Consider the following 20,755-nt stretch of genomic DNA (forward strand, 5'->3'; position numbering starts at 1 on the left):
TTGCGCTGGCCCCTCTCGTGCGCCATCTTCTACCGGACAGCAATCCAAACGGGAGGGTCTCCCATGAAGTACCTCTGTCTCGCCTATGAGGAAGAGCGAATATTCCGTGAAATGACGGAAGCCCAGTGGCATGAGCTACTACAGGAGACCCTGGATTATGTGGCCGACCTAGAGAGACGAGGGAAGCTGGTCCTGACCAACGCCTTGCAGAGCGCCACCAAGGCTCACACCCTGAGAATTCGTGATGACGAACTCACCATGACCGATGGGCCCTTTGCCGAGACCAAGGAGCAGCTAGGCGGCTTCTTCCTGATCGAGGTCGCGTCAGAAGAGGAAGCCCTGGAGATTGCTGCCGGCTGGCCGTCAGCGCGACTCGGCACCATCGAGGTGAGGCCCGTCGAGGAGGAATTGAGACCCCAAAGCCGCTACTGAGCGGATTACCCTCCTTCCCCTATCTCGACGGCCATCGGCATCGGCTCCACGCTTCTCACCGTTCAGCCAGCATGCCGGTCAGAGGGCTTTGATTAAAGAAGTCTTTGAAGGGGGCATTATGCAAACCTTTGCGTTGCACGGCATACGTTACCTGAGTCTGGCACTACTGTTGGCGCTGACTGGCCAGGCGCTGGCAGCCGAAGTCAACTGGCCGCGCATGACCGAGTCGGCAGACGGTGTTCCGATTGCCTACGAGGTGCAGGGCAGCGGCGAGCCCACGCTCGTGTTCATCCACGGCTGGAGCTGCGACGGACGCTACTGGCGCGGACAGGTGCCGCACTTCTCGCAGGAGCATCGAGTGGTAACGATCGATCTCGCCGGCCACGGGCATTCCGGTCTGGAGCGAGAACACTTCACCATGCCGGCCTTCGGCGAGGACGTCAAAGCGGTGCTGGAGGACCTGGACGTGGAACAGGCCATCCTCATCGGGCACTCCATGGGAGGGGCGGTCGCCGTGGAAGCGGCGCGCCTGATGCCGGAACGCGTTATCGGCATCGTGGGCGTCGATACGTTCCACCATGTCGCACCGCAAATGACCCAGTCCGATCTCGAGCAGATGCTGGCACCCATGCAGGAAAACTTTTCCGGCGCCGCGCCCCATTTCACGGCTACGATGTTCGTCGAAGAGACCGATGCCACACTACGCGATTGGGTCATAAGGGACATGGCCGCCGCTGTGCCGGACGTCGCCCTCAGTGCATTCCAGGACATGGGAGCACGCCACATCGATGGAGAAACGGCGCAGCATTTCCAAGAGCTGACAATACCGGTGATGGCGATCAACGCCGATCTGTGGCCGACCGACATCGAGGCCAACCGGCAGCTGCAGCCAGGGTTCGACGTCGTGATCATGGAAGGCACCGACCACTTCCTGCACATGGCCCGGCCCGCGGAGTTCAACCGGGAGTTGGAACGGATGATCGGCACGCCACCATGACAGCCGGGGACCCATCCAAGGCGAGCTATCGAGCGATAGGTGGTGCTTCTTCCCTCTGGGAATCGAGGGTTGGTCGGAACGCCTCAATGGGTATCGGCCGACCATACAGGAACCCCTGGTACAGGTTGCATCCCAGGCTGGCAAGCACGTCACGCTGCATCTCCGTCTCGACACCTTCGGCAATGACCGCAAGCTCGAGGCTTCGGCCCAGGGCCACGATGGCGGCAGCGATGGGCGTCGACTGGGTGTCATGGCTCAGCCCGCGGACGAAGGCAATATCGATCTTCAGCGAATCCAGCGGCAATGACTTGAGGTAGACCAGCGAGGAGTAGCCGGTGCCGAAATCGTCCAGAGCGAAACTGACACCGATACGACGCAGCAGCCCCATCTTTTTGATGGTGCCGTCCGGGTCCTTGAGCAGCAGGGATTCGGTCAGCTCGAGTGTCAGGCGGCTCGGTACCACGTCATGGCGGTAGATGGCAGAAAGCACCTGGTCGATGAAGTCCGGCTGCTGAAACTGACGAACGCTGACATTGAGGGATAGCTTGAGATCGCAGCAGTCAGGCCGCTGTCGCCACTCCCCGAGCAGGCGGCACCCTTCCTGTAGCACCCAGTATCCGAGCGGCAGGATCAGGCCGCTCTCTTCCGCCAGAGGGATGAACTCACTGGGTGAAATGAACCCGCGCACCGGATGCTGCCAGCGCACCAGCGCTTCAGCACCAATGATGCGCTGGAGTGCATCAACCTGAGGCTGGAGGTACAGGCTCAGCTCACCTTTGTCGATGGCGTGTCGAAGCTCACGCTCGAGAGTCAGCCTCACCTCCCGCTCCTGCTCCAGTTCCGGACGGAATAGCTGGGGAATCCCGTCACGCTGCCGTTTGGCCTCCACGAGAGCCAGGCCGGCACGCTTGAACAGATGAGCCGGCCTGATGCCATGGCCAGGGTCGAAAACCAGCATGCCAATGCTGAGACGACACAGATAGGTGTGGCCATGCAGTTGGTACTCCGTAGTGAGAGACACGAGCACTCGCTCGGTAAGCGCGCGAGCCTCACCCTGGGCAGCCGTCTCTTGAGCAGCACTCAACCGTGCAAGCAGGTCAAATTCGTTGCCGTCCAGGCGCGCTACATAGATGTCGTCAGCCGCCCAGCGTCGCAAGCGTGTCGCAAGCTGGCGCAGCAGCTCATCGCCGATATCCTGACCCAGGCTGTCGTTGAGTATCTTGAATCGATCGACGTCGAACAGCACCAGCAACGAGAGTGCCGTCTCGCCGCCCTGGTGCTTCTCGCATCGATTCAAGCGCTCCTGAAGTGCGCGCCGGTTGGGAAGCTCGGTCAGGGTATCGTGGTAGGCCAGGTAGCGAATCCGCTGCTGAGCCTCATGGTCGGCGGAGCGATCGGAGAGCAGCGCGACATAATCTCGCTCATCGCAATCGGCATAGCTCACTCGGCTGACGCTGAGCCATGCCGGGAAGCACCTTCCATTGCTGTGCAGGGCTTCGATCATGCCGCTCCACTCCCCTTTTGCCGACAGCTCCCTGAGCAGGGTTGGCTTGAATGACTCGCCGTTGGAGGCGAAGACGAGCTTACAGGCCAACTGCCCCTTGGCCTGGTCGATATCCCAGCCAAGCATTCTCTCGAGAGCGGCGTTACTCAGCCGAATGCGTGCCTGATCGTCCAGTAGCGCGACGCCGTCATGAATCGCGGACAGTACCTCGAGGAGACGTCGTCGCGTCATGTGCTCGTGCTGCTCGCTGAGGTGCAGTCGCCGCTGGGCCTGTGTCGCCACCGCAGTGAGCAAGGCGACCAGCATCACACAGCCGCCAATGAGGTAGATCAACCAATGCGATTCCGCCGCAGGAATCGACGAGATCGCACCTCGGTGTGGAACGAACCAGGCAGCGCGTATGGCCAGGTAGTGCATGCTGCAGATAGCCAGGGAGACGAACAAGGCACTGATGAAGGCGCAGGTCTTGGCGCGCCGCATACCCCACTCCTGGCGGCATAGGCGATAAGCATAGGCGCTGGAGATGCCGAGCCCCACAGCTGCAAACAGGGACAGCAGAAAGAGCCTGAGCTCATGGTAGAGCGACGCCGGCATGTGCATGGCGGCCATGCCGGTGTAGTGCATCATGCCGATTCCCAACCCCAGGGTGATGCCGGCCAGCAACAGCTCGCGGTGGCTCGGCACCTCACGTACAAGTACCACCACGGCGGCCAGACTTCCCGCCACGGCCGGGACGATGGAGAACAACGTCAAGGCCGGATCATGGTGAACGACAAAGTCGAGCCTGTAGGCATGCATCCCGGTGAAGTGCATGCTCCAGATGCCCAACCCCATGACCCCCGCGCCGGCAATCAGCCAGAGCCAGCGGTGCCCCGCGTGCCTGGCCTTGCTGACCAGTTTGATGAGATCCAGACCGGCATAGGAAGCGGCCAGCGCAATCGCCCAGGACACCAGTACCAGAGGAAGGTGATACTCCCCCTGCACGGCTCCCAGGGTATGCGGATCGAGGACAAGGCTGGTCAGTAGGTTCATGAATCCTTCTTCGGCTTGACGACGACCTTCTTGAGTGTGGCTCGGCGAATCCACGTGGAATAACTGTTTATCGAGCAGACAAAAAAACGCCCCGTTGCCGGGGCGCCTCTGTCATTTCGTTTTCAGTCAGGATCACGCCAGGTCGAAGCGGTCGGCGTTCATCACCTTGTTCCAGGCGGCGACGAAGTCCTTGGCGAACTTTTCCCTGGCGTCGTCCTGGGCGTAGACCTCGGCGATGGCGCGCAGCTGCGAGTTGGAGCCGAACACCAGGTCGACCCGGGTGCCGGTCCACTTCAGCTCGCCGCTCTTGCGGTCGCGGCCCTCGAACACGTCGGCGTCCACCGTCGTCGGCTTCCACACGGTGCCCATGTCGACCAGGTTGACGAAGAAGTCGTTGGTCAGGGTACCGGGGCGGTCTGTGAATACGCCGTGCCGCGAGTTGCCGTAGTTGGCCTCGAGCACACGCAGGCCACCAACCAGCACGGTCATCTCCGGCGCACTGAGCCCCAGCAGCTGCGCCTTGTCGACCAGCATCTCCTCGTCGGAGACGGTGAAGCGAGCGCGGCGGTAGTTGCGGAAGCCGTCGGCCTCGGGGCGCAGCCACTCGAAGGAGTCGGCATCGGTCTGCGCTTCAGTGGCATCGGTGCGGCCCGGCGCGAACGGTACTTCGATCGCGTGGCCGGCATCCCTGGCCGCCTTTTCGATCGCGGCGGCACCGCCCAGCACGATCAGGTCGGCCAGCGACACTCGCTTGCCACCGGACTGGAGCGCGTTGAAATCGTCCTGGATGCTCTCGAGGGTCTGCAGCACCTTGGCCAGCTGCTCGGGCTGATTGACTTCCCAGGCCTTCTGCGGCGCCAGGCGAATGCGCGCCCCATTAGCCCCGCCACGCATGTCGGAACCGCGGAAGGTGGCGGCGGACGACCAGGCGGTATAGACCAGCTCGGCGACGCTCAGGCCTGACGACAGGATCTTCTCCTTGAGATCGGCGATGTCCTGCGCATTGACCAGTTCATGGTCCACGGCCGGCACCGGGTCCTGCCAGATCAGCTCTTCGTCCGGCACTTCCGGGCCAAGGTAGCGCGCCTTCGGCCCCATGTCGCGATGGGTCAGCTTGAACCAGGCGCGAGCGAAGGCATCAGCGAACTCCTCCGGATTCTTGTGAAAGTGCTCGGCAATTCGGCGGTATTCCGGGTCCTCGCGCATGGCCATGTCAGCGGTGGACATCATGATGCCGACGCGCTTGGCCGGATCTTCGGCATCCGGAGCATGGTCCTTGTCGGCAAGCCCCTTCGGCGCCCACTGCTTGGCGCCAGCGGGGCTCGTGGTCAGCTCCCACTCGTAGCCGAACAGCACGTCGAAGTAGCTCATGTCCCACTTCGTCGGCGTCGGGGTCCAGGCCCCCTCGAGGCCACTGGTGATTGTGTCGCGCCCCTTGCCGCTCTTGTAATCACTCTTCCAGCCGAAGCCCATCTCCTCCATCGGCGCGGCTTCAGGTTCGGGGCCGACATTGACCGGATCGCCCGCCCCGTGGGTCTTGCCGAAGGTGTGACCACCCGCGGTCAAGGCTACTGTCTCGTAGTCGTTCATCGCCATGCGCGCGAAGGTCTCGCGGATGTCGCGGGCCGACGCCAGCGGATCCGGGTTGCCGTCCGGGCCTTCCGGGTTGACGTAGATGAGGCCCATCTGCACGGCGGCCAGGGGGTTCTCCAGGTCGCGCTCGCCGCTGTAGCGGCTCTTGGCATGGTCGCTGGTGGCCAGCCATTCGTCCTCGGCGCCCCAGTAGATATCCTCTTCCGGCTGGTAGACGTCCTCGCGACCGCCGGCGAAGCCGAAAGTCTTGAAGCCCATGGATTCCAGCGCGACGTTGCCGGTCAGGATGTAGAGGTCGGCCCAGGAGAGCTTGTTGCCGTACTTGCGCTTGATCGGCCACAGCAAGCGGCGCGCCTTGTCCAGGTTGCCGTTGTCCGGCCAGCTATTGAGCGGCGCGAAGCGCTGGGTACCGGTACCCGCACCCCCGCGGCCATCCCCCACTCGGTAGCTGCCGGCGCTGTGCCAGGCCATGCGGATGAACAGCGGCCCATAGTGGCCATAATCGGCCGGCCACCACGCCTGGGAGTCGGTCATCAGCGCCTCGAGGTCCTTCTTTACCGCCGCCAGGTCGAGCGACTTGAAGGCCTCGGCGTAGTTGAACTCGTGGCCCAGGGGATTGGACCTTGGCGCATGCTGGTGGAGGATGTTCAGGTTAAGCTGATTTGGCCACCAGTCGTGAGTGGCGTTGCCCTTATCCCCATGCTTGGTGCGAGACCCGTGCATGACGGGGCACTTGCCTGCGCTGCTGCCGACTTTCTGATCCATGACGCTCTCCCTTCGGTGACGTGTTGTCGTGTAATGTGGCTGTACCGTGACAATAGGTATATCAGCGAAATCGAAAGAGAGAGACTTGATTTTCCGCACCGCGGCGATAGTCAATATCAATGATATTCCTCATTTTCATTGAAAACAGCTCACGAAGCAGTGCAAGTCGTCGCCGCGCCGCTTGTCGAACGCAGTCGTGTTAGGCTGAAAGCCGTCTTCAAAGGAGTGCACCATGACCGCCGCCGAGATGCTCGAACGCCTGGTGGGCTTTGCCACCGTTTCGCGCGATTCCAACCTCGACCTGATCGCCTTCGTCGAAAGCTACCTCGACGAGCACGGGGTGGAGCACTGGCGGGTGGAGAGCGACGACGGCAGCAAGGCCAACCTGCTCGCACGCATCGGTCCGGAGGTGGTAGGCGGCGTGGTGCTCTCGGGGCACACCGACGTGGTGCCGGTCGACGGCCAGCCCTGGTCGACCAACCCGTTCACCCTGGTCGACAAGGGCGACGGCAAGCTCTATGGCCGCGGGACCTGCGATATGAAGGGTTTCATTGCCTGCGCCCTGGCCGAGCTGCCCGAGTGGAAGAAGCGCGATCTGAGCGCCCCCATCTACCTGGCGTTTTCCTACGACGAGGAAGTCGGCTGCGTCGGTGCGCCGCGCATGATCGAGCGGCTGATGGCCGACCACCCGCGCCCCGCCGCGGTGATCGTCGGCGAGCCGACGATGATGCAGCCAGTGGTGGCGCACAAGGGCGCCACCAACCTGCGCACGACGGTGACCGGCCGCGCTTCCCATTCCAGTCAGGTCGACCAGGGCGTCTCGGCCATACACGTCGCGGCACGACTGGTGACGAAAATCGAGGATGTGATGGCCGAACTGCGCGCCGAAGGGCGCGTCGACGAGGCCTTCAACGTCGCCCACTCCAGCCTGCACGTGGGCAAGATCGCCGGTGGCACCGCGATCAACATCATGGCGCGGGAGTGCACCTTCGAGTGGGAGATCCGTCACCTGCCCAGCGACCGCTTCGAGGAGCTGATCGGCCGCGTCAATGCCTACGCGGAAGAGCTCCAGACCGAAATGCAGCGTCGCGCCCCCGAGACGAGCATCGTTACCGAGACGCTCAACGTCACGGTGCCGGCGCTGGCCGACGACAACAACGCCGAGGTGCTCGGCCTGTGCCGTGAGCTGCTCGGTGAGCAGCCCAGCGGCGCGGTGGCCTACGCCACCGAGGCCGGCCAGTTCCAGCGAGTGGGTCTACCCACCGTGATCTGCGGTCCCGGCAGCATCCGCCAGGCCCACCAGCCCGATGAGTACATCGAGATCGAGCAACTCGCCGCCGGCACTCGCTTCATGCAGGCCTTGGGAAGGCGGCTCGGCCAGTAGCGGCAAGCCGCCGTTGCAGTCGATCAACCCAGACGATCATGGCCGTTATTCAAGAAGGGGTAGTCGGTATAGCCTTTCTTGGCACCGCCGTAGAAGGTGCTCGGATCGGGCTCATTGAGCTTGGCGCCGACACGCAGCCGCTCGGGTAGGTCGGGATTGGCAATGAACGGGCGGCCGAAGGCCACGGCGTCGGCCGTCCCCTCTTCCAGGCGTTTACGTGCACGCTCGCCATCGTAGTTTCCGCAGTAGATCAAGGCGCCGCGGAAGCGTTGGCGCATTCCCTGCCGGAAGCCCTCGGGGAAAGTGATCTCCCCGCCGGCCCAGTTGGGCTCGTTGAGGTGAATGTAGGCCAAGCCACGCTTGGAAAACTGCTCGGCCAGGTAGTAGGCCATTTCCTCGGGCTCATCGTCGGTAAGACCGAACAGCTCGATGAACGGTGTCAGGCGAACGCCGACTCGTTCGGGACCGAACACTTCGGCAACGGCATCGATCACCTCCAGCGGAAAACGCGCACGGTTCTCGAGGGAACCGCCGTACTGATCGGTGCGCAGGTTGGTCCCGGTAGCCAGGAACTGGTTGAGCAAATAGGCATTGGCAGCGTGCACTTCCACCATGTCGAAACCGGCGCGCTTGGCACGCATGGCAGCTTGCCGATAGTCCTCGACAATTCCAGGTATTTCATGCGTCTCCAGGGCCCGCGGCGTGCTGGTGGGGTGTGGACCCGCACTGCCGTCCTCGAACTCGACGAAGCATTCGGCGCCTTCTCCCCTGATGGCACTGGGCGCCACGGGTGGCTGGCCGTCCGGCTGCACCATCTCATGGGAAACACGCCCCACATGCCACAGCTGCAGTGCCATGCGCCCGCCTTTTGCATGCACAGCCTCGACGACCTCTTTCCAGCCGGCTTCCTGTTCGTCGGTCCAGATGCCTGGCGTGTAAACGTAGCCGCGGGCAGTGGGCGAGATATTGGTGGCCTCGCTGATGATCAGCCCCGAACCGGCTCGTTGGCCGTAATAGACCTGCTGCAGCCTGCCGGGCACACTGTCCGGCGTCCGTGAACGGGTCAACGGCGCCATGACAACGCGGTTGGGCAGGCTCAAGCCGCCCAGTTTCAGCGGGGTAAATAGCGTGGTTGTCGACATCAAGCCGGCTCCTGACGAAGAATGGGATGACCTTGTCACCCCATCTTTATGAGGACGCTAACGATCAACTCCAACCCCGCGACACAAAATTCAACGAACCGAGAGTCTCCTTCTACCGGACTCACTAACCGTCAAAGCCGGGCTCAGCAAGTCCCGTCACGCCGGTCCGCATCCGCAGCAGGCTGCCGGCCCGCGGCCAGCGTGCCTTGCCCTCGGCGTCCAGGTGCTGGGTGGCGGTGGTGATGTAGAGCGTGCGCAGGTCGGGGCCGCCGAAGGCCACCATGGTGGGGTGCGGGCACGGCACCTCGTGCTCCGCCACCAGCTCGCCCTCGGGCGAGAAGCGCACGACACGGGCGCCGTCGTAGAGGGCACTCCAGTAGCACCCCTCGCTGTCCACCGCCGCGCCGTCGGGCACGCCGGGCAGTCCCAGCGTCTCCAGGTCGACCCAGGTATTCCCTTCCCCCAGCGTGCCGCTGTCGACATCGAAGGGGTAGCGCAGGATGCGTCGCGTCAGCGAGTCGGTGTGGTAGAGCCATCGCCGGTCGGGGCTGAAGGCCAGGCCGTTGGAAATGCCGATGCCCCGCAGGCGCTGCGTCAGTTCCCCTTTGTCGAGGCAGTAGAGCGCTGCCGTGGGGCTTGCTTCGTCGCTGGCGATGGTGCCCGCCCACAGGCGCCCGGCGGCGTCGCAGCGACCGTCGTTGAAGCGGTTGCCCTGCCCCGCCTGGCGCTGTTTATTCCACTCTGGATTCTCGGCCAGCCGTTCGGGCTCGCCGTTTTCTGGCAGGCGCAGGATGCCCGAGGCAGTCGCAGCCACCAGACCCGATTCAGCAAGCGCCACGCAGCCCACCTTCTCGCCCAGCTCGGTACGCGTCGGCGCCCCGCCCTCCTGCGGCTGCCAGGCGTAGACATGGCCGTTATTGATGTCGGCCCAATAGAGGGTCTGGCGTTCCACCGACCACACCGGGCTCTCGCCCAGGCTCATGTCGAGTTCCACCGCCACTTCGATCACACCGTCCTGCATCGCACGTCTCCGTTCGCTCGATGACTTTCCTTTAACCTCAATGATTGTCTCTCGGTGGGCTCTGGCGTGCCACGTCGCGGTACTTGGGCGCCGGTTTCAGTACCATGCCCCGGTCGTGCTGTTCGACCAGGCTGCGCTGGATCTCCTGCCATGGCGTCTGGTGGTCGGGATAGCGATAGCCCCCCTGCGCCTCCAGCCGTTCGCGCCGCGCCTGCAATTCGGCATCCGCGATCAACAGGCGCACCTCGCCACGGCCCAGGTCGACGCGCAGCCGGTCGCCATCCTCGAGCAGCGCCAGGCCACCCCCGATGGCCGCCTCCGGTGCGGCATTGAGAATCGACGGCGAGCCTGAGGTACCCGACTGGCGCCCGTCGCCCAGGCACGGCAGCGATTCGATACCGCGCCGGATCAGCGCTTCGGGCGGCTGCATGTTGACCACCTCGGCGCCGCCGGGGTGGCCCACCGGACCCGCCCCGCGCATCACCAGGATGGTGTGCTCGTCGATGCCGAGCGCTGGGTCGTCGATACGCGTGTGGTAGTCCTCCGAGCCGTCGAATACCACCACCTTGCCCTCGAAGGCGTTGGGGTCGTCGGGGTTGGAGAGGAAGCGCGCACGGAAGTCGGCGGAGATCACGCTGGTCTTCATCAGCGCCGAGTCGAACAGGTTGCCCTTGAGGTTGAGGAAGCCGGCCTCTGCCACCAGCGGATTGTCGTAGCGGCGGATCACCTCGGTGTCCTGGGTCTCGCAGCCGCTGCAGTTGTCGGCAAGCGTTCTCCCATTGACGGTCAACACCTCGCCGTGGAGCTTGCCGGCGCCAAGCAGTTCATGAACCACTGCCGGCACGCCGCCGGCGCGGTGGAACTCCTCGGAGAGATAGGCGCCGGCGGGCATCACGTTGGCCAGCAGCGGTATCTCGTGGCCATGCGTCTGCCAGTCGTCGTTGGTCAGCTCGATCCCCGAATGGCGGGCGATGGCATTGATATGAATCGGCGCGTTGGAGGAGCCGCCCAGCGCCGAGCAGACCACGATGGCATTCTCGAACGCCTCGCGAGTGAGGATGTCGCTGGGGCGCAGGTCGGCCCACACCATGTCGACGATGCGCGTGCCGGTGTCGTAGGCCACCATCGAGCGCTCCTTGTAGGGCGCGGGGATCATTGCCGAGCCGGGCAGGCTCATGCCCAACGCCTCGGCCATGGAATTCATGGTCGAGGCGGTACCCATGGTATTGCAGTGCCCCACCGAGGGCGCCGAGTCGGTGGCCCGGGCGAGGAACTCGGCGTAATCGATGTCACCGGCCGCCAGGCGCTTGCGCAGTTCCCAGATGATGGTACCGGAGCCGACCCGGTCGGCGCCGCGCCAGCCGTTGAGCATCGGCCCGCCGGAAAGGACGATGGCGGGTATGTTGACCGTGGCCGCCGCCATCAGGCTCGCCGGGGTGGTCTTGTCGCAGCCGGTGGTGAGCACAACGCCGTCGAGCGGATAGCCGTGCAGCACCTCGACCAGGCCCAGGTAGGCCAGGTTGCGGTCGAGCGCGGCGGTGGGCCGCCGCGCATTCTCGTGGATCGGATGCAACGGAAACTCGAACGGCACGCCGCCGGCGGCGCGGATGCCATCCTTGACCCGCTTCACCAGCTCGATGTGGTGGCGGTTGCACGGCGTCAGGTCGGAGCCCGACTGGCAGATACCGATGATCGGCTTGCCGCTGGCGAGCTCCTCCAGGGTGATGCCGTAGTTCATGTAGCGCTCGATGCACAGCGCCGTGGTACCCGGGTGGTCGGGGTTGTCAAACCACCAGCGCGAGCGCAGCTGGTCGGGCGTGATCTTGCGGTCGGTCATGGTATTCCCCTGAGTCAAATTTCGCTTGTAGTTCCTCAACCGCGCCAGCCATCCGTTCCGTCTCGGCCCCCGTACCGCCGTTACGCCTCCTGACTATCAAAGAGGCAGTGGAAGCGCCACTGCTGAGTCAACGCCTGTCCCGGCGCCAGCTCGACCAGGCCATGCGCCAGGGGAATGGCGAAGTGATGGGCGTTGACATCGTGGGAAACCGGCTCGAAGCAGAAGAAATCCGCATCCTCGCCAGGCGAGTAAACCAGGTAGCGCTCGCCGGGAGGGCTGCACTCCACCTTAAGGGTCAGCCCGCGAGATGACCAGGCAATGCTTGCCGCGCCCTGCCAACCGGTGCTCGGTGCTCGGTGCCCGCTGCCGTGCGACATCAGAGCATCGAAGTGCATCACGCAGCCGCCCAGCTCAGGAAGACTGTCAAGTAGAGTCCGTCACTGCTCAACCACTCGCTCATCGCCAGCCCTTCAGAAAGTCACCCAGGCACCACCCGACTGCGAAGATTCCAGCGCTCGGGTGATGAACTGCAAACCATCGACACCATCGTCCACTCCCGGCGTACTCATGGCCAAGGCAACAGCCGCACGACCGGCCCTGCGGGCGCGGATCTGCTCGGCGAAATCGCCGTAGAGCTGGGCGAAGGCTTCGAGATACCCTTCGGGATGACCCGGTGGGATTCGCGATGCGGCAAGCGCCGCCTCGCCAAGTGCCGCGCCATTACGGGTCAGGATCCGCGACGGCTCGCCCAGCGGCGAGTGGATCAGCCGGTTGGGCGTCTCCTGATGCCATTCAAGACCGCCTCGGCTGCCGTAGACGCGCAGTTTCAGGCCGTTCTCGTTACCCGGCACCACCTGACTCGACCACAGCATGCCCCGCGCCCCGCCCTTGAAGCGCAGCATCATATGCACGTTGTCATCCAGGGCGCGGCCCTCGACGAAGGTGTGCAGGTCCGCCGCCAGCGACTCGAGCTCTAGCCCGCTGACGAAGCGCGCCAGGTGATAGGCGTGTGTACCGATATCCCCCAGGCAACCGGCCGGGCCGCTGCGCTTGGGGTCGGTGCGCCACTCGGCCTGCTTGACACCACTCTCCTCGAGGCGCGTCGACAGCCAGTCCTGAGGATATTCGACCTGCACGACCCGAAGCTCGCCCAGCTCGCCGGCGGCGACCATGTCGCGAGCCTGTCGCACCAACGGGTAGCCGGAGTAGTTGTGGGTGAGCCCGAAGAACAAGCCGCTGCGCTCGACCAGGGCGGCCAGCGCCTGGGCATCCTCCAGGGTGGTGGTCATCGGCTTGTCGCAGATCACATGGATGCCGGCTTCCAGGAAGGTCTTCGCCACATCGAAGTGCAAATGGTTGGGTGTAACGATAGCGACCACGTCGATGCCGTCCTGGCATTGGCTTTCCGCCTCGGCCATGGCGCGGTAGTCGGGATAGGCGCGCTCCTCGGCCACATGCAGTTCCGCAGCGGCCGAGCGGCTGCGTTCGGGGTCGGAGGCAAAGGCGCCGGCCACCAGTTCGTAATGATCGTCGAGCCTGGCGGCGATGCGATGCACGCCGCCGATGAAGGCGCCCTGGCCGCCACCGACCATGCCCAGACGCAGCCGGCGGGAAGTATCCTGTCGTTGGCTCATGTCGTGTCTTCCTTCAGTCGAGGCCCAGCAGGCGGCGGTTGGTCGCCTCGTCGACGCCTGCGTCGGCGAAGTCGTCGAAGGCCCGCTCGGTCACCTGGATGATATGGTCGCGAATGAAGGCCGCCCCTTCGCGGGCACCGACCTCCGGGTGCTTGAGGCAACACTCCCACTCCAGCACCGCCCAGCCATGGTAGTCGTTGGCCGCCATCCACGAGAACATAGATTTGAAGTCGATCTGGCCGTCGCCCAGCGAGCGGAAGCGCCCGGCCCGCTCGGTCCATGACTGATAGCCGGAGTAGACACCCTGCTTGGGGCTGGGATTGAACTCGGCGTCCTTGACGTGAAACATCTGGATGTGGTCGCGGTAGACATCCAGAAAGCCCAGATAGTCGAGTTGCTGCAGAATCAGGTGGCTGGGGTCGTAGAGGATATGGCAGCGCGGGTGATGCCCGACCCGCTCGAGAAACATCTCGAAGGTAATGCCGTCATGCAGGTCTTCACCGGGGTGAATCTCATAGCAGAGGTTGACCCCGGCCTCGTCGAAGGCGTCAAGAATCGGTCGCCAGCGCTTGGCCAGCTCATCGAAGGCGCTATAGATGAGCCCCGCGGGGCGCTGTGGCCACGGGTAGACATAGGGCCAGGCCAGGGCGCCGGAAAAAGTGCCATGGTCGGTCAGGCCCAGGTTCCGCGACGCCTTGGCGGCCAGCATCAATTGCTCCACCGCCCACGCCTGGCGGGCCTTGGGATTGCCGCGCACCTCGGGGGCCGCGAAGCCGTCGAACATCTCGTCATAGGCCGGGTGCACGGCGACCAGTTGGCCCTGCAGGTGAGTGGAGAGTTCGGTCAGTGCCAGGCCGTGCTCTGCCAGCGACCCCTTGATCTCGTCGCAGTAGGTCTGGCTCTCGGCGGCACGCTTCAGATCGATCAGGCGTGCATCCCAGCTGGGTATCTGCACGCCTTCATAGCCCAGTTTCGCTGCCCAGGCCGCGATACTGTCGAGGCTGTTGAAGGGGGCGTCGTCACCGGCGAACTGGGCAAGGAAGATCGCCGGCCCTTTGATGGTTTGCATAAGCGGCTCTCCGATGATTGTCGGAAGAAGATCGAGCGGGCATAGAGTGCCCGCCCGGAGCGATCAGAACGGTGAATCGGGGAAGTAGTACTGCTCGGCGTTCTCCTCGGTGATCAGCGGCGAGCCGAGAATGTACTCACCCACCACCGGGCCGTTGGAGACGAAGTGCTGCACCGTGAGGTCCATGGCGGTGGCGATCATCGCCGGCGGATAGAGCACGTCCACCGGTATCAGCTCGTCACCCTCCATGACCCGTGCAATGATGTCCTTCATCCCGGCCCCGCCGACGATGAACAGCTCATCCTCGCGGTTGGCCTGGCGCACCGCCTCGATCACGCCGAGGGCGATATCGTCATCCTGTGCCCACACCGCATCGATGCTGTCGAAGCGCGCCAGGAAGTCCTGCATCACCTCGAAGCCGTCATCGCGGTTCCAGTTGGCGTGCTGCATGTCGAGGATGTTGATGTCGGAGCCTTCGATAGCCTCCTGGAAGCCCTGCACACGCTCCTCGTCGATCACCGTGGGAATCCCGCGCAACACCACGATGTCGCCCTGCCCGTCGAGCCGTTCGCGAATGTATTCCCCGGATACGCGCCCCAATTCATGGTTGTTGCCGGCCACATAGAGGTCTTCGATTCCCTCTTGCTCGAGGCCGCGGTCGACCACGGTGACGAACACCCCGGCCTCCTTGACCCGGCGCACCGGATCGGTAAGCGGACCCGACTCGAAGGGCAGCACCACCAGCGCATCGATGTTGCGCTGCGAAACCAAATCTTCCAGGTCGTTGGCTTGTGCGCCAGGGTCGCTGGCAGTGGTGATGGTAATGGAAACTTCGGGGTGCAATGACTCGAGACGCTCCTTGGCCTGCTGAGCATGGAAGTTGACCCCACCGGTCCAGCCATGGGTGGCGGCAGGAATGGAAACACCGATCGTGTACTCCTGAGCGGCGGCGAAAGTGGGCAGCCCCAACGCTGCAGCGGCAGCGAAGGCTGCTAGGGTCCTCTTGGTTGGCATGCTGATGCTCCTTAGCTATTTGTGCTTGTTATCGTGCTGCTACAGAGCGCCTCATGGCGCCGACTTCCTCCACGATGCGCGCTGCAGGTACACCGCGACGATGATGATGATTCCCTGCACCGTACCGTTGAGATAGTTGGAGATGGCATCGGTCAGATTGAGGATATTACCGATCATGGTCAGCATGATCGCCCCCACTACCGTGCCCCAGATGCGGCCGTGCCCGCCTTTGAGCACGGTACCGCCGATAATCACCGCGGCGATCGCCTCGAGCTCCCACAATACCCCGGTAGCCCCCGAGGCCGAGCCCAGCCGCGGCACGTAGATGATGGTGGCCAGCGCCACGCACAGGCCCTGCAGCATATAGGTCAGGGTCTTGATGCGATCGACATGGATGGCGCTGTACTCGGCCACCTTCTCGTTGGAACCGATGGCAAAGCAGTAGCGGCCGAAGCGGGTATGGTTGAGCAGGATATAACCCACCAGCGCCACCAGCAGGAACACCAATACCGGTATCGGGATGCCCAGCAGACTGCCGTAATAGACCGGCCGGTAGACGTCGCGCACTCCCCAGTCCAGCGACAGGGTCCCGCCGTCGGCAAGGTAGGTCACCAGCGAGCGATAGATGCCCATGGTGCCGAGGGTGACGATAAAAGCCTCGATCTTGCCCTTGGTGGTCACCATGCCGTTGATGAAACCGGCACACAGGCCCAGTAGCAGCGAGGCGCCGATGCCCAGCAATATCGTGGTCAATCCTGGGCCGAACTGCTCGACCAGGCTGTTCATGAGGATGATCATCACCCCGGCAATGAAGGCCGCCATCGAGCCCACCGACAGGTCGAGCCCGCCAGCGGTGATCACGAAGGTGGCACCGATGGCGATGATGCCGATAAAGGCGCTGCGGGTGAGCATGTTGGAGAGGTTGTCCAGCCCCAGAAAGGCGGGATTGATCAACACTCCCAGCACCGCCAGGGCCAGCAAGGCGATGAAGGGTCCCCAGGCCTTGAGGTCGACGGAGACGTGACTCCGAGCGACTGGCTTGTTGTCAGGCACGACGCTGTTCATCGACTCCTACCCCCTTGATACCGGATGCGTACTGCATGATTTCGTGTTCATTGATCTGATCGCCCTGGAGCACCCCGGTCAGCACCCCAGCGCACATCACCGCCACTCGATGAGAGAGGCCGATGAGTTCGGTCATCTCCGAGGAGATCAGGATGACCGAGCAGCCAGCGTCGGTGAGTTCGCGCACGAAGTGATAGATCTGGTGCTTGGTGCCTACATCGATGCCGCGGGTCGGCTCGTTGATAATCACGATCTCGGGGTCGATGGACATGACCTTGGCCAACAGCAGTTTTTGCTGATTGCCGCCGGAAAGTTCGGCAGCAGTGAGCGCCTCGGTCCTCAGGCGGATATCGAAACGCTCGATGGCCTGCTGGAAGGCTTGCTGCTCGCAGCGCCGATCGATCAACGGGCGACAGTAGGCGCGCAGATTGAGCAGAGTGAAGTTAGGGCGCAGCCCCATGTTGAGTACCAGGCCCTTGCCCTTGCGGTCTTCTGTGAGATAGGCGATGCGCTGGTGCACCGCATCGCGCAGGTGGCGCAGTGTCACCGGATGACCGTTGCGCAACACCTCGCCGCCGCTGCGCGCACGCAGTCCCAGCACCGCTTCGATAAGCGCCGTGCGGCCGGCGCCGACCACCCCGCCGAAGCCCAGCACCTCGCCACGGCGCAGGGTAAAGCTTGCGTGCCGGACAGCGCCGGGCACCACAATGTCGCGCGCCTCCAATACCACCGGGGCATCGCTGGCCAGCGCTGTGCGCTCTGGATACATGTCCTTGATCTCGCGCCCTACCATCAGCCGCGCCAGCTCTTCCTTGCTGCGCCCGGCCATTGGCCCGCTGTCGATCAGCCGACCGTCACGCAGCACCGTGACATGATCGGCGATCCGCTCGATCTCGCGCAGCTTGTGGGAAATGTACAGAATCGCCACGCCGCGCTGGCGCAGCCGCGCGACCAGCGCAAACAGCACCTCGACTTCATGCTCGGTGAGAGTCGCCGTGGGCTCATCCATGATCAGTACCCGCACGTCGCGGGTAATCGCCTTGGCGATCTCGACCATCTGCTGATCGGAGGTGCTGAGATCCTTGACTCTGATGCGCGGGTCGACCCGAGTCTCGAGTTCGGCCAGTGCCTCGCGGCAGCGCTCGCGCATGGCCTTGCGGTCGAGGAAGGGGCCGCGGCGCAGCTCACGCCCCAGAAAGATGTTTTCTTCCGCGCTCAACTGCTCGGCCAGCGCCAGCTCCTGGTGGATCATCACGATCCCCTTCGCTTCTGCCTCACCGCTTCCGCTGAAGCGCTGTCGCTTGCCGTCGACGCGTACCTCGCCCGCACTGGGCGACAGGTAGCCAGCGAGTATCTTCACCAGGGTGGATTTACCGGCGCCGTTCTCGCCCAGCAGGGCATGTACCTCACCGGGGAAAAGCCTCAGGTCGATACCGAACAGGACCTGATTGCCGCCAAAGGAGCGATCGATGCCTCGTGCCTCGAGCACGGGCATGCGTTCTTGGCTCATCAGCCCCACCCTCCGTCGACAGGTATGGAAGCACCGGTCAGTTGGGTACTGTCGTCGGCGGCCAAAAAAAGTACAGTGGGGGCCACGTGTTCAGGCTCGAGTCTCTGCTTCAGGCATTGATGTGCCTGGATTGACGCCTCCTCCTCCGGCCCTATCCACTTCTGCAGCTGACGCTCGGTCAGGATCGAACCGGGCACCAGCGTATTGACACGAATGTTGTAGCGCCCGAGGTCGCGTGCCAGGCTGCGGGTCAGTCCATGCACAGCGGCCTTTGCCGTGACGTAAGTCGACAGTTCGGGGATGGCCATCTGCACGCTGATCGAGCCGAAATTGACGATCGAACCGCCGCCGGCCTCGATCATCTGGTGAGCCGCCGCCTGTGCAGCGAAGAACATCGGCCGCAGGTTGAGCGACATGCGCTCGTCCCAGTAAGCGACGTCGACCTCCTGCCAGGTATGACGATCGTCGTTGGCGGCGTTGTTGACCAGTGTATGGATGGGACCTAGCTCCCGGCCCACTTCGGCGATAGCTGCCTGCAGGGCCTCGACATCGCGAATGTCGCAGCGACGATAACGCGGCGCCCGCCCCGTCTCTGCCTGCAGCGCCTCAACGAGCGCCTGGCTGGCGGCATCATCGATATCGACGAAGGCGACTCGCGCCCCTTGCAGATGGAAAGCCCGGGTCAGCGCGGCCCCGATGCCGCTGCCACCACCGGTAATGAAGACCACCCGCTCGTCGAGGCTGGGGTAACGCGCCGCATCGCTGTTCATTCCCTCTCCCTCTTTGTTTTAGCTATTTACTAACTTGAGAATGGTCAGCGATTTGGAAATCGACAATGAGACGTTAGTAGAACCACACTTTTTATCGATTGAAATCATCAAGATTTCTTGAAATCAAGAAACTTAGGGTTGCTCTCCCAGCGTAGCCGATAAGAAGCATTTCATTTAGGCTTAAAACCAACCTGGCGCCGGTATCGGGAATGCCAAGGCGCAATCCGGCTTCATTCGCTTCTCCGCTACGCCTTGGGCGGATCGCAGGACTTCGTTCGACTATGTCATCCAGTTACCAGCAGCAGCACAAGGCAGGCGACCTCCACTTTCTCAAGCGGCTCAATCGCAGCGCCATCCTCGAACTGGTACGCCGCACCCCGGGGTTGACCCGTGCCGACATCGCCACCCAGGCCCAATTGACCAAGGCCACCGTGGGCGCCGGCGTTCAGTCGCTGCTGCAGCAGGGCTGGCTGCGCGAGGGCGAACTGCAGAAGAGCAGCGGCGGCCGCCCGGGCCGCGCCCTGCATCTCAACAACGAGCGTCACGTGCTGTTCGGTGCCGAGGTGGGGGTACACGGATTGCGCCTGGTTGCCTGCACCCTCTCGGGACAGGTGCTCGAGTCTCACCACGAACACCTCGTGCCGACAACACCCGAGGTCACCGCCGAGCTGTTGGCCGAACTCCTGCAGGGCCTGATGCGCACCTACCAGGAGGAGGATCGCCGCTGCCTGGGGCTGGGGGTCGCCCTTCCCGGCCCCATTGCGCCCGACAAGCCCCTGCTGCGCCTGGCGCCCAACCTGGGCTGGCGCGACATTCGCTTCCTCGACCTGCTGCGCACCCGGGTGGCCCACCTGGAAGGCACCTGGCTGATGGACAACGAAGCCAAGTCGGCCGCCTTCGGCGAACTCTACTTCCGTACCGGCAACATTCCCCAATCGCTGGTGTACGTCAGTGCCGGCACCGGCATAGGTAGCGGCATGGTCGAAGGCAGCCACCTGCCACTCGTCGCCCGCGGCATTCAGGGGCTGGCGGGTGAGATAGGCCACACCGTGCTGCAACCCGGCGGGCTCTACTGCCACTGCGGCAACCGCGGCTGCGCCGAGACCCTGGTCAGCGGTTGGTCGATCCGGGCCGCACTGGGCATCGCCGAGGAGGAGGACCTCATCGAGACCCTGCTGCCCCGCCTGAACGAACCCGATGTGCAGGTCACGCTGCGCCGGGCCGGCGAGGCGCTGGGTATCCTGCTGCTCAACCTTCACCATACCCATAATCCCTCCGAGATCGTGCTCGGCGGCTCGCTGACCCAGCTCGGCGCCCCGCTTCTGAATCCTGCTCTCGACTACTTCAAGGCCAACCAGAATCGCCTACTGGGCACGAGCCAGCAGGTTCCGCTGCGGGTAATCCAGGATTCCACCTTCATCGCCGCCCGCGGCGCCGCTGCCCAGGTCCTGGCCAGCATCATCCATGGTCCCGGCGATCTCCTCTGATCGGCTCTTTGCTCACCGGCTCGATTCCGACCAAAGTCGAAATTCCGCAGTAAGTTAAGAGATTGAACTTAGTGGCAGGCTCACGCAGGATATCGTCGGGCGTCTTGGAAGGGCGCCCGTCGGCCCGAGTCATTCTTCGACAATAACCGCAGGAGCCCATCATGTCCCTGGAAGGCAAGATGCTGATCGGCCGCGAGGCCGCAAGCGGCAGTTCCCAGCCCATCCACGCCGTCAATCCCGCCACCGGCGAGCGCCTGGAGCCCACCTATGCCGGCGGCAGCGCGGCCGAGGTCGAGCGCGCCTGTGAACTGGCCGAGGCGGCTTTCGCCACCTATCGCGAGACGACACTCGAGCAGCGCGCCGCGTTTCTCGAAACCATCGCCGGCGAGATCGAAGCCATCGGCGACGCACTCATCGAGCGTGCCATCGCCGAGACCGGCCTGCCCCGGGCGCGCCTGGAGGGCGAGCGCGGCCGCACCTGCGGCCAGCTGCGCCTGTT

At 63.8% G+C, this 20,755-nt stretch carries 17 protein-coding genes; 5 read left to right on the forward strand and 12 right to left on the reverse strand.

Annotation, left to right across the window (positions count from 1 at the left end):
• The first annotated feature begins 63 nt into the window (after positions 1-63).
• Both ACOJCM_RS03945 and ACOJCM_RS03950 read left to right on the forward strand, forming a co-directional pair.
• Positions 64-432 carry a YciI family protein gene (locus tag ACOJCM_RS03945; RefSeq protein ID WP_445210763.1) on the forward strand — a complete coding sequence of 123 codons (369 nt, stop codon included), beginning with the start codon at positions 64-66 and terminating at the stop codon, positions 430-432.
• A gap of 118 nt (positions 433-550) precedes the next feature.
• Positions 551-1,429, forward strand: a complete 879-nt coding sequence (locus ACOJCM_RS03950) for an alpha/beta fold hydrolase (RefSeq protein WP_445210764.1) — start codon at positions 551-553, stop codon at positions 1,427-1,429.
• 25 nt (positions 1,430-1,454) lie between these two features.
• On the opposite strand, the gene ACOJCM_RS03955 is transcribed toward ACOJCM_RS03950, so the two are convergent.
• Positions 1,455-3,965: a bifunctional diguanylate cyclase/phosphodiesterase gene (locus ACOJCM_RS03955; RefSeq protein ID WP_445210765.1), complete on the reverse strand. Its 2,511-nt coding sequence runs from the start codon at positions 3,963-3,965 to the stop codon at positions 1,455-1,457.
• Between the two features lie 132 nt (positions 3,966-4,097).
• On the reverse strand, positions 4,098-6,323 hold the full coding sequence (katG, locus tag ACOJCM_RS03960) for a catalase/peroxidase HPI (RefSeq protein ID WP_445210766.1): 2,226 nt from the start codon (positions 6,321-6,323) through the stop codon (positions 4,098-4,100).
• A 232-nt stretch (positions 6,324-6,555) separates the two neighbouring features.
• Between katG and argE the strand changes: the two genes are divergently transcribed.
• Complete coding sequence (gene argE / locus ACOJCM_RS03965; protein WP_445210767.1) at positions 6,556-7,707, forward strand: acetylornithine deacetylase; 1,152 nt, start codon at positions 6,556-6,558, stop codon at positions 7,705-7,707.
• 23 nt (positions 7,708-7,730) lie between these two features.
• Here the strand turns inward: argE and ACOJCM_RS03970 are convergent, their stop codons facing one another.
• The 10 genes from ACOJCM_RS03970 to ACOJCM_RS04015 all read right to left on the reverse strand — a co-directional run bounded on the left by ACOJCM_RS03970 (position 7,731) and on the right by ACOJCM_RS04015 (position 18,769).
• Positions 7,731-8,849, reverse strand: coding sequence for an alkene reductase (locus ACOJCM_RS03970; RefSeq protein ID WP_445210768.1), 1,119 nt, complete (start codon positions 8,847-8,849; stop codon positions 7,731-7,733).
• 124 nt (positions 8,850-8,973) lie between these two features.
• Positions 8,974-9,870, reverse strand: coding sequence for an SMP-30/gluconolactonase/LRE family protein (locus ACOJCM_RS03975; protein WP_445210769.1), 897 nt, complete (start codon positions 9,868-9,870; stop codon positions 8,974-8,976).
• A 37-nt stretch (positions 9,871-9,907) separates the two neighbouring features.
• Positions 9,908-11,707 (reverse strand): IlvD/Edd family dehydratase, encoded by a 1,800-nt coding sequence (locus tag ACOJCM_RS03980; protein ID WP_445210770.1) that lies wholly within the window; start codon positions 11,705-11,707, stop codon positions 9,908-9,910.
• 80 nt (positions 11,708-11,787) lie between these two features.
• Entirely contained in the window at positions 11,788-12,102 is a 315-nt protein-coding gene (locus ACOJCM_RS03985) for a hypothetical protein (RefSeq protein ID WP_445210771.1), read from the reverse strand.
• Positions 12,103-12,177: 75 nt separating this feature from the next.
• Positions 12,178-13,341 carry a Gfo/Idh/MocA family protein gene (locus ACOJCM_RS03990; RefSeq protein ID WP_445210772.1) on the reverse strand — a complete coding sequence of 388 codons (1,164 nt, stop codon included), beginning with the start codon at positions 13,339-13,341 and terminating at the stop codon, positions 12,178-12,180.
• A 13-nt stretch (positions 13,342-13,354) separates the two neighbouring features.
• Positions 13,355-14,410 (reverse strand): sugar phosphate isomerase/epimerase family protein, encoded by a 1,056-nt coding sequence (locus tag ACOJCM_RS03995; protein ID WP_445210773.1) that lies wholly within the window; start codon positions 14,408-14,410, stop codon positions 13,355-13,357.
• A 63-nt stretch (positions 14,411-14,473) separates the two neighbouring features.
• Positions 14,474-15,424 carry an ABC transporter substrate-binding protein gene (locus ACOJCM_RS04000; RefSeq protein WP_445210774.1) on the reverse strand — a complete coding sequence of 317 codons (951 nt, stop codon included), beginning with the start codon at positions 15,422-15,424 and terminating at the stop codon, positions 14,474-14,476.
• A 51-nt stretch (positions 15,425-15,475) separates the two neighbouring features.
• Positions 15,476-16,489 carry an ABC transporter permease gene (locus ACOJCM_RS04005; protein ID WP_445210775.1) on the reverse strand — a complete coding sequence of 338 codons (1,014 nt, stop codon included), beginning with the start codon at positions 16,487-16,489 and terminating at the stop codon, positions 15,476-15,478.
• Entirely contained in the window at positions 16,470-17,999 is a 1,530-nt protein-coding gene (locus tag ACOJCM_RS04010) for a sugar ABC transporter ATP-binding protein (protein WP_445210776.1), read from the reverse strand. Before ACOJCM_RS04010 ends, ACOJCM_RS04005 begins: the two co-directional genes overlap by 20 nt.
• Complete coding sequence (locus ACOJCM_RS04015) at positions 17,999-18,769, reverse strand: SDR family NAD(P)-dependent oxidoreductase (RefSeq protein WP_445210777.1); 771 nt, start codon at positions 18,767-18,769, stop codon at positions 17,999-18,001. Before ACOJCM_RS04015 ends, ACOJCM_RS04010 begins: the two co-directional genes overlap by 1 nt.
• Positions 18,770-19,050: 281 nt before the next feature.
• Here ACOJCM_RS04015 and ACOJCM_RS04020 point away from each other — a divergent pair, with 281 nt between their 5' ends.
• Together ACOJCM_RS04020 and ACOJCM_RS04025 are read left to right on the forward strand one after the other, a co-directional pair.
• The gene (locus ACOJCM_RS04020) at positions 19,051-20,256 is read left to right on the forward strand and encodes an ROK family protein (protein WP_445210778.1); all 1,206 of its coding nucleotides are present in this window, start codon (positions 19,051-19,053) and stop codon (positions 20,254-20,256) included.
• A gap of 161 nt (positions 20,257-20,417) precedes the next feature.
• Positions 20,418-20,755, forward strand: a 338-nt coding sequence (locus ACOJCM_RS04025; protein WP_445210779.1) for an aldehyde dehydrogenase family protein, incomplete at its 3' end; no start/stop codon positions are given.

The sequence above is a fragment of the Billgrantia hypersalina genome (assembly GCF_052584175.1).